The sequence below is a fragment of the Ginsengibacter hankyongi genome (genome assembly GCF_008710285.1).
GTDB classification, from domain to species: Bacteria; Bacteroidota; Bacteroidia; order Chitinophagales; family Chitinophagaceae; genus Ginsengibacter; species Ginsengibacter hankyongi.
Genome location: NZ_VYQF01000001.1, coordinates 1,613,564 through 1,625,636 on the forward strand (window position 1 = coordinate 1,613,564; position 12,073 = coordinate 1,625,636).

Annotated in this window: 12 protein-coding genes; 10 read left to right on the forward strand and 2 right to left on the reverse strand. The window is 36.5% G+C overall.

The genetic code is table 11. From position 1 onward, the window contains the following. The first annotated feature begins 14 nt into the window (after positions 1-14). The 5 genes from FW778_RS06745 to FW778_RS06765 all read left to right on the forward strand — a co-directional run bounded on the left by FW778_RS06745 (position 15) and on the right by FW778_RS06765 (position 3,698). A complete protein-coding gene (locus tag FW778_RS06745; RefSeq protein ID WP_150413830.1) occupies positions 15-416 on the forward strand; it encodes a thiol-disulfide oxidoreductase DCC family protein in 402 nt (133 codons plus the stop codon). Between the two features lie 6 nt (positions 417-422). After that, positions 423-788, forward strand: a complete 366-nt coding sequence (locus FW778_RS06750) for a CoA-binding protein (RefSeq protein WP_150413831.1) — start codon at positions 423-425, stop codon at positions 786-788. A 130-nt stretch (positions 789-918) separates the two neighbouring features. Then, the gene (locus FW778_RS06755; protein WP_150413832.1) at positions 919-1,368 is read left to right on the forward strand and encodes a hypothetical protein; all 450 of its coding nucleotides are present in this window, start codon (positions 919-921) and stop codon (positions 1,366-1,368) included. 53 nt (positions 1,369-1,421) lie between these two features. Further along, the gene (locus FW778_RS06760; protein ID WP_150413833.1) at positions 1,422-3,014 is read left to right on the forward strand and encodes a T9SS type A sorting domain-containing protein; all 1,593 of its coding nucleotides are present in this window, start codon (positions 1,422-1,424) and stop codon (positions 3,012-3,014) included. Positions 3,015-3,224: 210 nt separating this feature from the next. Then, on the forward strand, positions 3,225-3,698 hold the full coding sequence (locus FW778_RS06765; RefSeq protein WP_150413834.1) for a ribonuclease H-like YkuK family protein: 474 nt from the start codon (positions 3,225-3,227) through the stop codon (positions 3,696-3,698). A 78-nt stretch (positions 3,699-3,776) separates the two neighbouring features. Here the strand turns inward: FW778_RS06765 and yihA are convergent, their stop codons facing one another. Next, entirely contained in the window at positions 3,777-4,421 is a 645-nt protein-coding gene (gene yihA / locus FW778_RS06770) for a ribosome biogenesis GTP-binding protein YihA/YsxC (RefSeq protein WP_150413835.1), read from the reverse strand. Between the two features lie 125 nt (positions 4,422-4,546). Here yihA and ubiE point away from each other — a divergent pair, with 125 nt between their 5' ends. Further along, complete coding sequence (gene ubiE / locus FW778_RS06775) at positions 4,547-5,290, forward strand: bifunctional demethylmenaquinone methyltransferase/2-methoxy-6-polyprenyl-1,4-benzoquinol methylase UbiE (protein ID WP_150413836.1); 744 nt, start codon at positions 4,547-4,549, stop codon at positions 5,288-5,290. A 41-nt stretch (positions 5,291-5,331) separates the two neighbouring features. Beyond that, positions 5,332-5,979, forward strand: a complete 648-nt coding sequence (gene porT / locus FW778_RS06780; protein ID WP_150413837.1) for a type IX secretion/gliding motility protein PorT/SprT — start codon at positions 5,332-5,334, stop codon at positions 5,977-5,979. 6 nt (positions 5,980-5,985) lie between these two features. Here porT and FW778_RS06785 read toward each other — a convergent pair whose 3' ends face one another. Next, a complete protein-coding gene (locus tag FW778_RS06785) occupies positions 5,986-7,701 on the reverse strand; it encodes a hypothetical protein (protein ID WP_150413838.1) in 1,716 nt (571 codons plus the stop codon). 33 nt (positions 7,702-7,734) lie between these two features. Between FW778_RS06785 and FW778_RS06790 the strand changes: the two genes are divergently transcribed. The 3 genes from FW778_RS06790 to FW778_RS06800 all read left to right on the forward strand — a co-directional run bounded on the left by FW778_RS06790 (position 7,735) and on the right by FW778_RS06800 (position 12,054). Then, positions 7,735-9,093, forward strand: a complete 1,359-nt coding sequence (locus FW778_RS06790) for a dihydroorotase (RefSeq protein ID WP_150413839.1) — start codon at positions 7,735-7,737, stop codon at positions 9,091-9,093. A 38-nt stretch (positions 9,094-9,131) separates the two neighbouring features. Further along, positions 9,132-10,448, forward strand: coding sequence for a MutS-related protein (locus tag FW778_RS06795; protein WP_150413840.1), 1,317 nt, complete (start codon positions 9,132-9,134; stop codon positions 10,446-10,448). Positions 10,449-10,512: 64 nt separating this feature from the next. After that, positions 10,513-12,054 carry a YifB family Mg chelatase-like AAA ATPase gene (locus FW778_RS06800; protein WP_150413841.1) on the forward strand — a complete coding sequence of 514 codons (1,542 nt, stop codon included), beginning with the start codon at positions 10,513-10,515 and terminating at the stop codon, positions 12,052-12,054. Positions 12,055-12,073: the final 19 nt, after the last annotated feature.

Genomic DNA, 12,073 nt, shown 5'->3' on the forward strand with positions numbered 1-12,073 from the left:
AATTTTGTAATTCAATGTATCAGCATTCAATCATATTATTTGACGGTGTTTGTAACCTGTGTAATGGTGCTGTGAAGTTTGTTATAAAACGCGATAATAAAAACCAGTTTCTTTTTGCTTCCCTCCAATCAGGTGAAGGAAAACAAATACTGGAAGAACATAATATCCCGGAAAATATAATGAAGTCTTTTTTTCTTGTTGAGAACGGGAAAGTATACGACCGGTCAACGGCAGCTTTAAGAGTCGTAAAAAGACTAACAGGGCTTTGGCCATTATTATATGGCTTCATTATAGTTCCCGCATTTATAAGAGACGGAGTTTATAATTGGATTGCGAAAAACAGGTATCAATGGTTTGGCAAGAAAGATGAATGTATGATTCCAACACCTGAATTAAAAGCAAAATTTTTGAACTAGTAATTTATGCCAAATAAAAAAACACTGGTTTTGGGAGCTTCGGATAACCCTTCACGTTATAGCTATCTCGCAATTAATGCTCTTCAATCCAAAGGTCATGATGTGGCGGCTATTGGTAAACGTCCCGGCACGGTAGCCAAAGTTAAAATCGAAACAACAGCAAAAGACATTGATAACGTGGATACGGTTACATTATATTTAAATCCATCGCACCAAAAGCAATACTACAATTATATATTCTCACTGCATCCAAAACGCATTATATTTAATCCCGGTGCCGAAAACAAAGAACTTTTTACCATGGCTCAGGAAAGAGGGATTCTTCCGAAAGAGGCGTGTACGTTGGTTTTACTAAGCATGGGGCAGTATTAATACCAGTCCATTCGAGTACTTTTTCTCTTATTTTATTGAATTGGAATTTTTTTTTGGTTTCGTATAATTTTTATACCTGTGTGTCGTTTAAATAATTGTCCGATACAACTGAAACCCAAAATTCCAGACTATGAAAACCACATCCAGATTATTTGTGTTGTGCTTGTTACTAAGCTTTTCAATTGACACACATGCCCAGGTAGTTACCTCTTCAAGGCCGGAATTATTTAGTAGTTATTCAAACAACATTGCGGCATCCACTTCGGAGCTTAATAAAGCCTTTACCGGTAAAGTTGGTTCTTCAATTCAATTCAATTTTGCAAATAAATTTTCTTTTAGCGGAATAATACTTTCATCGGTTCAGAAATATAGTAACCTTTCGAGTGTTATAATTCGCTCCCCCTTATTAAAAAATTCATTGCTCTCAGTTTCTAAAAGAATAAATGATGATAATACCATCACTTATGTCGGCCACATTATTAATGAAAAATTTGCTGACGGATATGAATTGGTAAAAGATAATACAGGAAACTACTCTTTTAATAAAATCAAAATGGCAGACCTTATACAGGACTTTTAAATAAGAAAAATCTACCACGCATTTTTTTTGAAGGAACCCTAAATCCCTCGAATATGAAAAAACTATTATTAATATTGATCCCTTTACTCACTTTATTTTCAAGCAAATCCAGTTGCCTCCCAATGTTGAGCAGTTTACCTTCAGCACAGGCTGCTATTTTTCTTGATTTCGATGGTCAGTATGTCCAATCAACATTATGGAATGGCGGTATGCCTTTGGCGTGTGCACCATCAGGATTATCGGATGCACAAATAGTTGAAATATTTAACCGGGTGTCCGAAGACTTCAGGCCTTTTAATCTTGATATAACTACCGATTCAACTAAATTTTTATCCGCCCCTCTTAACCGGCGGGTAAGGATAATTGTAACACCTACGAGTGGATGGTATACTGGAGTTGGGGGAGTGTCGTATACAGGGTCATTTACTTGGGGCGACGATACTCCGGGCTTTGTTTTTCCCGACAGGCTTGGGCCTTATAATACAAAGGATGTGGCAGAATGTTGCACCCACGAAAGCGGGCACACAGTCGGACTTTCGCACCAGGCTAAGTATGATGGGAGTTGCAACTTACTTGCGACATATAATACGGGTGTCGGTACCGGAGAAACCGCATGGGCGCCGGTTATGGGCAATAGCTATTACAGAAATTTCTCAGGATGGTACAATGGTCCAACTCCATACGGATGCGCTGCAGACCAGGACGCTCTTTCAATTATTACCTCTTCAAACGGATTTACTTACCGGGCGGATGACCATAGCGATAACCCAAATGTAAATCCAACATCGATAACGATAAATAATACATTATTTGCTGATAGCGGTATTATCACAACTTCTTCTGATAAAGATGTTTTTAAATTTAATCTTACAGAAGCAGGGCAGCTGCATATTGATGCAAAACCATTTTCCGTTGGGACTAATAATGAAGGGGCGGATCTCGATGTTAAACTAGAGCTACTTAATTCATCTTTGCAGACAATACAGGTATACGACCCCGTTAGTATTTTAAATGCCACGGTTGATACCGCGCTAACTTCTGGAGTGTATTTTTTAGTTGTTGAAGGCGCGAGTAATACAAACACCTCTAACTATGGAAGCTTGGGTTCTTACAATATTTCAGGTACTTTTTCGCCGCTGTTGGTAATGCCTATAAAGCAGGCAACTCTTTCGGGCAAAGCAGATAAAGACAAACATAGTTTTAGCTGGAGTATTGTTACAGACGAACCCGTTAGCAGTTTAACGCTAGAGAGTTCTTCCAATGGCACGGCTTTCACAACGCTTGCAAAATTACCGCAAGGCGTGCAAAGCTTTAGTTATGCGCCGCCGGTAGCCAATAATATTTACTACCGACTTAAAGCGGTATCCGCTACTGATCAGGCAATTTATTCTAATGTGATTTCATTAAAATCAACTGATGCCAATAAATTATTTAAAGTATCAACCATGGTTTACAGCGAAGTTACGGTAAATGCATCCGAAGATTATAGCTACAACCTGGCAGATATGAGTGGAAGAATTATACAAGCGGGTAAAGGAAAATCAGGAATTAATAACATTAATATAAGTAACAACCCTAACGGAATTTATCTTATACAGATAATAAGTAATAATCAAAGACTGACAGAAAGAATTGTAAAACTGTAAGGTAGATTCATGTGTAAGTTAAGGGTCAGCGTTAGGGGCTGGCCCTTTTTGTTTTATATAAGGAGATGGTAATAGCCGTATTTAAAATCATCTTGTTGCTTCATAACAGTGAATGATAAACGACTTCAAAGCTTAGTTAAATAATTTTTACCAAATAATTTTTGCCTGTTTTGTTACAGGAATTTCGGTAATTTTAAAAAACCTTAATTTATGTACTGGAGAAAATTTAATGGAGACATTATTGACCTTCCGATAAAAGGTGCAGTAGAATTAGCCATCCAACGCGAAACAAATGCAGGTTACAGATTAAAAGTTTGTATTGGTACCGACAGCCAGGTAAAAGGCGCTGATACAGAGTTTGCCACCGTAATTGTTTTTCTTCGTGAAGGACATGGAGGATTTATGTTTATACACAACGACAAAACAAAGCTTGTGTACAGCATCAAAGAACGTATGCTGGTTGAAGTTGCAAGAAGTATTGAAATTGCTTATGAGCTTTGCGACTTATTTACCCTGTATGATGTGGACATGGAAGTACATGCCGACATTAATACAAATCCTCATTTTAAAAGTAACGAAGCTTTGCGTGAAGCAATGGGCTACATTCTCGGAATGGGATTTGCTTTTAAAGCCAAGCCCGAGGCTTTTGCAAGCAGCAGCTGTGCCAACAAAATTGTGAACTGATTTCTCTTTTCTTTAATGCTTATTCCGGTGAAAACGGAATAGAAATTTTATCCCCTTTACTTTTTTGAATTGACAAGATTATAATGATCTTCCGGCTTTACTATCGATATTCATTTCATTAATCAAATCTAAAATTTTTGTTCTGCCGGTTTTCTTAACAGAGCTTGTAATGAAATGCTGCGGTAAAAATTGTTGAGTGGTTCTAAGTTTCTCTAAAAACAGTTTTATATTTTTACTCACTACTGATTGTTTTTCTTTATCAGATTTTGTAAAAACAAGGGTAAAAGGAATTTGCCACAACGCAAGTTTTTGTATAAAATCCAAATCCAGTTTTTGAGGAGTATGTCTCGAATCAATCAGCACAAACACATTTGTAAGATTTTCTCTTTTGCGAAGATAATTCTCAATCATTTGCTCCCATCTTCTCCTGCTGCTTTGCGATATTTTTGCAAAACCATAACCCGGTAAATCTACAAGGTACCATTTGGTTTCATTGAATTCGCCGGCTTTTAGTACGCTTGCAATTTCAAAATGATTAATCATTTGTGTTTTGCCGGGCGAGTTAGAAGTTTTTGCAAGTTTATCATTATTGCAAAGCATATTTATAAGCGAAGACTTGCCCACATTGCTTCTTCCAATAAAGGCATATTCAGCTTTATCAGAGGCAGGGCATTTTTCAAAAGAAGGGCTGCTTATGAGATATGTTGCTTTTTTAATGTGCATAAAAACTGCAATATACATTATGTATTATGGGCTTTAAATTTTCTCTTAAAAGATAAAATCTAAAATAAAAGTGAAAGAATAGTTAACCGGGCAGGTTGTAAAATCAAAAAACTATCTTTGAGCCGATGAAAACTTATAGTCATGATGCTATAGTGCCTTTCAAAGACTCCGGCGAAAGCAAGAAAAAGCAAGTAGAAAGCATGTTTGATAAAATTGCTTTTCGTTATGATTTTTTGAACCGGTTTTTGAGTGCAGGTATTGATGTTACGTGGCGCAAAAAGGCAATCAGGGAACTATCGTCATTGCATCCAAAAAATATATTGGATGTTGCAACGGGTACCGGCGATTTTGCAGTTACCAGTTATAAAATATTAAAACCAGAAAAAATTACCGGTATTGACATAAGCGAAGGAATGCTCAATATTGGCAGGAAAAAGATTGAAAATTTGGGTTTACAGCACCAAATTCAGTTGTTAAATGGAGATAGTGAGGCAATTTATTTTGAAGATAGTTCGTTTGATGCTGTGACAGTTGCATTTGGTGTGAGAAATTTTGAAGATCTTGAAAAGGGATTATCTGAAATATACCGGGTTTTAAAGCCCGGCGGAAAGCTGGTAGTTCTAGAATTTTCAAAACCTTCTTCACCAATAATTAAAAGTCTTTACAATTTTTATATGAAATTTATTACTCCAAATATTGGGAAATTGATTTCTAAAAATAATGACGCTTATAAATATTTAAATAACTCCGTTCAAAAATTTCCTGAAAGGGAAAATTTCATTCACATCTTAAAAAAAATAAAATATAGACACAGTTTTTACAAAACATTGAGTTTAGGTATATGCACCATTTATTGCGGCGAAAAATAATTTTACTGGTACTATCTTTTGTGTTTTGTTCTACTGCGTCTATGGCACAGTTACGCGATGTAATTAACCAGGAAGGCCATGATGATAAACCTTATCATTTTGGAATTAATTTAGGCTATAATAAGTCTCATTTTAATTTTACCCACCATCCTATGTTTTTACAATCAGATACTATCATGGATGTTGAAAGCATTAACAGCACGGGCATTAATCTTGCATGGCTCGTTAATCTTCGTATGAGCAATCATTTCGATTTAAGAGTTCATCCGCTGGATCTCACTTTTTCCGAAAAAGCATTTTTATATGCTGAAAATTATTCGACCGATTCTTTGATTGAAAAGAAAGTTCAATCAATAACATTGAGTTTTCCTGTACAAATAAAATTCAGCAGCGATAGAATAGATAATTTTAAAGTTTATACTATTGCGGGCGGCAAATTTGATTATGACCTTGCCAGTAATGCGGGTGCACGAAAAGCAGAAGATTTAATAAAATTAAGGCCTTATGATTTCAGTGTTGAGCTTGGCCTTGGATGCAATATTTACTTTCCATATTTTGTTTTATCGCCGGAAATAAAACTCAGCAGCGGAATCGTAAACCTGCATAGCCGAGATCCATCGCTTCGCTACTCTAATGTAATTGATAAGATTAATTCCAAGATGATTACGTTCTCTCTAACGGTGGAGTAAACGAAACTAATAATCGTACTCTCTTCTGGCAGCATTCCATCTCACGCCAATACCAAAGATGCTGGTATTGCCTGAGCCTATACCGCTGCCAACAGAAGTTTTGCGAAATAAATAGGATGCTTCCACAAAAAGATTTTCCCTTAGTTCATAAGACAATGCAAGCGATGCATTGAATACTTTTATTTTATCTCCGCTTCCTATAAAGAAACCGAAATCCATCGGGCGGGCGGTATATAATTCAAATGGGTTGCTTCCAAAATCTTGTCCTGCAGAATCAAGTCCCTGGTAATAATAAATCATCCTTCCATTTAAATACCATTTGGGGGCTGGCTGATATTTTGCAACACCAATAAACTCCTGGAACCCTGCTCCCAAAGGATGCGCAAGCGGTTGATTGTAATGTGTGTAATTAGCAACAGAATCATTATGCGAATAAGTGAAAGGCCTTACCCTGTTAATTTCCAATTGCAGATCAAGATTCTTAATGGTAAAGGCATCTACATATTTTCCACCGAGCTGGTAACCGAACTTGTTTGCCCAATAACCATTATTTTTTGTAATTTCTTTTAAAATAAATTCATCCAAAAGCAGCTGGCCATAGAACTGAAAATGATGCGCAACATTGGCCTTAAAATCAGCGCCGGCAAAGGCATTATCGGGACTTCCGACGGTTCCTTCAATATGCCTGAGAAAGATAATCGGGTTCAGGTACTCCAAGTCAAAAATATCTTTCCTTCCAAAAACTACACTTTCAAATACGCCAAGATTTAGCCATTTGGTAAGGTTCATGCTCAGGTGATGCATGGCCGCATATTTTCTGCTTAAAAGATTATCCCCGCTATGCGTAAACTGCGGCATCAGTTCCATAAATAAATTCTGGTAATTGAATTTCCAGATTTTTGTATTCAATTTCAAGAACAAATAACTATTACTAAAGTCGCTCAGGAAAAGGCTTCTGTAACCATTGCCAATAAAATTTTTATCATAGCCAAATTGTATGTCAATATATTTTGTTGCATTAAAAGTTATATAACCTCTCGCATCAAAATAATCAACCCCGGTTTTTTTAAAAGTTTTATAGAACCCAACTCCAGGCACCGCATGAAAATCGGTAATACGGTTTTGAACAAACAATGGAGCTCTTTCCTGGTTATCGGTGAGGGTTGTAGAAAATCCAATACGGTTGGCAATTCTGCCTCTTGCCGTTATTCCTCTTTTGTTATAAAAAATATTTTCATTGTTTGATGATTCTTTACTCATTGAATAAGATATTACAGGATTCAATGCAAGAAAAAAATCTTTCACATTCACTTCGAGCAGGTTTGGCTGTGTCGTATAAAAACTTTTAAGAACAGGTTTTTTACTTAAAAAACTTTCTTTTGAACCGGTTACCCATTCTGAATTATCCATAAGAATGCTATGAAGATTATAATCATCAATCTTGGTAAGATTAAGCCCGGCCCATTGATTATTTTCTTCTGTAAGCGAAGTGGAATTTGCAATGCGTGCGCTGTCTAAAAATTCAGCTTCCTGCACAATAGAGCGCCTGCTGTAAGGTTTCAAGGTAGAGAAATTTAAGTCGGTAAAATGTCCTTGCTTAATTTCAAGCCTGTCAATAAACTGGTATTCTTTAGATCCTTCGGGGAGGTAAGTCGTTTGAGCTCTTAAAATGAGCGGGCAAATAAATACGAGTGATGTAATCAGGCTTTTTATAATTTGCATTGGGTTTGGTGCTTTATTATTAAATTTCAAGATATGGAAAATTATCTTTTAAAAAATATATCAATAGTTAACGAAGGTAAGATAGAATTAAAAACTATATACCTCAAAAAAGGCCGTATTGAAAGGATTGACAATTCCTTTAATGTAAAAGAAAAAGTAACTGAAATTAATGGTGATGGAAAACATTTGTTGCCGGGCGCAATAGACGACCAGGTACATTTTCGTGAGCCTGGATTGACACATAAGGCAACAATATATACCGAAAGCAAAGCTGCGGTTGCAGGTGGTGTTACTTCGTTTATGGAAATGCCTAACACTATACCCAACGCACTTACTGAACAATTACTGGAAGAAAAGTACGCTATTGCGAAAGCAACTTCTTTAGCCAACTATTCTTTTTTTATGGGAACCAGCAACAACAATGCCGACGAGGTTTTAAAAATGAATAGAAGAAAAAGAGAAGTATGTGGCGTTAAAATATTTATGGGTTCCAGTACGGGAAATATGTTGGTAGATAATGAGTCGCAATTAAATAAGATATTTGGAGAAAGCGAATTGTTGATAGCCACGCATTGTGAAGATGAAAAAATAATTAAAAAAAATTATCAACGTTTAAAGAATAACAAGCAAATACTTGAACCTGCTGACCATCCAATAATAAGGGATGAGAATGCCTGTTATCAATCTTCTTCTTTTGCAGTGTCACTGGCAAAGAAATATAACAGCCGGCTACATATTTTACACATCTCAACAGAAAAAGAATTAGCGCTTTTTAGAAATGATATTCCATTAAAAGAAAAAATGATTACCGCGGAAGTGTGTGTTCATCATCTTCATTTTACTGCTGACGATTATGAACCGCTCGGTTATTTAATAAAATGTAACCCTGCAATAAAGGATTCAAAAAATAAAACCGCTCTCTGGAAAGCCTTGCTGGATGATCGTTTGGATGTAATTGCAACTGACCATGCACCACATACGTTAGAAGAAAAGGAAGGTCCGTATGAACACGCACATTCAGGGTTGCCGCTCGTGCAACATCCGCTGTTGCTTATGCTTGAGTATTACAAAAAAGATCAAATTTCACTTGAAAAAGTAGTTGAAAAAATGAGCCATGCTGTTGCTGAGTGTTTTAAAATTGAAAACCGGGGCTATATAAGAGAAGGTTATTTTGCGGATGTGGTAATGATTGATCTGAATGAAACAACAACAGTAAAAAAGGAGGGTCTTTTATATAAGTGCGGATGGAGCCCGTTAGAAGGACATATATTTCCTGCCTCTGTAATCCAAACTTTTGTGAACGGGAATTGCGTTTATTTAAACAAGGATAATTATGGAAAGTTTGAGTTTGATGAATCTATAAAAGGAGAAAGGCTTTTATTTAACAGGTAACTAACGTAAAACTATATACGAAATAAAAGTGACCATACATGGAAACAGACAAAACCACGTTAAATGACCTGGCGGTTTTTCAACATGATGAAGAATTTTCAATTTTTCATAAGTTGAATTTTACCCGTACGGTTGGCGGGCGTGAAAAATTGCGACATATTTTTAGTTCATCTCTAAAAGAAATTGTTTCCATTCAAAATGTACAAAAAACATTACAGCTTTTTCTTGAAAAAAAAGATGGGTGGCCATTAACTATAAGTAATGGTTCTGTTTTAATGATTCATAAATTTTACGAAAGCAGCATTGACCAAATTCCCGCCAGGCCTACTGTTTCTACTGCGTATTATTATAAGATATTTCACGCACCTGACTTTTCCCTGGTAAAATATTCAATGGGTCATGCCTTCGATTTTATTAAAGGCATGCAACATATCATTAAAAATTTTATGAAGGATGATGCACCGGAAAACCTGAAAAATATTTTAGAGAAAGCGAACATTTTAATTGAAAAACATCAATTAGATGTTCTTGCTACGAAAGAAAAGGCGAGTGACCTTTCTATGCATGAGATGCTGGCGCTTGCGCATTATATAAGGTATCATTTTAAACAAAATTTATCAGAGCTTATTGAAATTTATTACCAGTTAGATGCGTGGTATGGTATGGCGCTGGCGATTGAAGAATTTAAATTGGTTTTCCCAACTTTTATTGAATCTTCAAAGCCCGATCTTAAAGTAAAAGGGTTGTATCATATATTATTGAATAAGCCGGTGGCGTATGATCTTGATTTGGACGAGAACAGTAATTTTGTTTTCTTAACCGGTGCAAACATGGCCGGCAAAAGCACTTTTATAAAAGCCGTTGGTGGCGCTGTTTTCCTGGCCCATATTGGGATGGGTGTTCCTGCAAAATCGATGGAGCTTTGTTTGTTTGATGGTTTGCTTAGTAATATAAATGTTGTTGACAATGTTGCTAAGGGCGAGAGTTATTTTTATAATGAAGTGCAACGTATAAAAAATACAATTCTTAAAATTAATGATGGGAGAAAATGGCTGATTCTTATTGATGAGTTATTCAAAGGAACTAACGTGCTGGATGCCATGAAATGTAGTACGGTTGTCATTGAAGGGCTTATTAAAATAAAAGGCTCTTTATTTATTCTTTCTACGCATTTGTATGAAATAGCCGAATCTTTAAAAGAGTTTCCAAATATAAAGTTTAAATATTTTGAGACCAATGTTGAAAACGAACAGCTCTCCTTTAATTATAATCTTAAAGATGGCATTAGCAATGACCGGTTGGGGTATTTAATTCTTAAAAGAGAAAAGGTAATTGACCTGCTTGAGAAACTCTGACAGGTTCATTTATTATTTCTTTCCGCTTATTTTCTTTATATAATTTTTTGGCTAATTTCATTTCATGTTAGTCAAAACTTTTGGCAGCGCTGTTTATGGCGTTGAAGCAATTACTATAACGGTTGAAGTAAATGTGAGCAGTGGAAAATTTACTTCTATAGTTGGCCTTGCAGACAATGCTGTAAAGGAAAGCCTGGAGCGAATGGAAAGCGCTATTAAAGCCAATGGCTATCATTTTCCAAGAACAAAAGTGGTTGTTAATCTTGCGCCTGCAGATATCAGGAAGAGTGGTACGGCATTCGATTTGCCAATTGCCATGGGAACACTTGGCGCAAGTGAGCAGTTAGAAAATGCGGAAAAACTTACCGATTATGTAATCATGGGAGAACTTAGTCTAGACGGTACCGTTAGACCCATTAAAGGCGCTTTGCCAATTGCAATACAGGCACGAAAAGAAGGCTTTAAAGGTTTAATTCTTCCAAAAGAAAATGCACGTGAAGCTGCGATGGTCAATAAATTAAATGTGTATGGTGTTGGACACATTAATGAAGTAATTGATTTTTTTATTGATGAAAATTCCATTATACCAACGGTTGTGAATACACGCGAAGAATTTGCGAATGCGCAAAGTGATTTTGAAATTGATTTTTGTGATGTAAAAGGGCAGGAGAATATAAAAAGAGCTTTGGAAATTGCAGCAGCCGGCGGGCATAATGCAATATTAATTGGGCCGCCGGGAGCTGGAAAAACTATGCTGGCAAAGCGTTTGCCAACCATACTTCCACCGCTTACTTTGCAGGAAGCTTTAGAAACAACAAAGATTCATAGCGTTGCCGGTAAACTTCCTGAAAATGCAACACTCATTTCAAAGAGGCCATTTCGGTCTCCGCATCATACCATTTCTGACGTTGCATTAGTTGGCGGCGGCGGCTTGCCGCAACCGGGAGAAATTTCGTTAGCACATAATGGTGTTTTGTTTTTGGATGAATTGCCTGAATTTAAAAGAACTGTTTTAGAAGTGATGCGACAGCCAATGGAAGAAAGGAAAGTTACTATTTCAAGGGCAAAAGTTGCGTTGGATTTTCCGTCAAGCTTTATGCTGATTGCTTCTATGAATCCATGCCCTTGCGGTTATTATAATCATCCCGAAAAAGAATGTACCTGCCCACCCGGAGCTGTTCAAAAATATTTGAATAAAATATCGGGACCATTATTGGACAGGATAGATCTTCATGTAGAAGTAACGCCTGTTGCTTTTAGTGAGCTCTCTTCAAAACAGGAGTTTGAAAAAAGTGAATCTATTCGTGAAAGAGTTATAAAAGCACGGGAGAGACAAGCTGAACGATATAAAGATAATCCCGGCGTTTATTCCAATGCACAAATGAGCAGTAAAATGTTGAAAGAAATTTGTGTGATAACGCAGGCCGGTTCTAATTTGTTGAAAGTTGCTATGGAACGTTTAAATCTTTCAGCGCGTGCTTATGATAGAATTTTAAAAGTAAGCAGGACCATTGCAGATCTTGCAGATAGTAACGACATAAAGCCAGAACACCTTGCAGAGGCCATTCAATACAGAAGTTTGGATAGAGAAGGATGGGCGGGATGATACATTATTAACTCTAAAC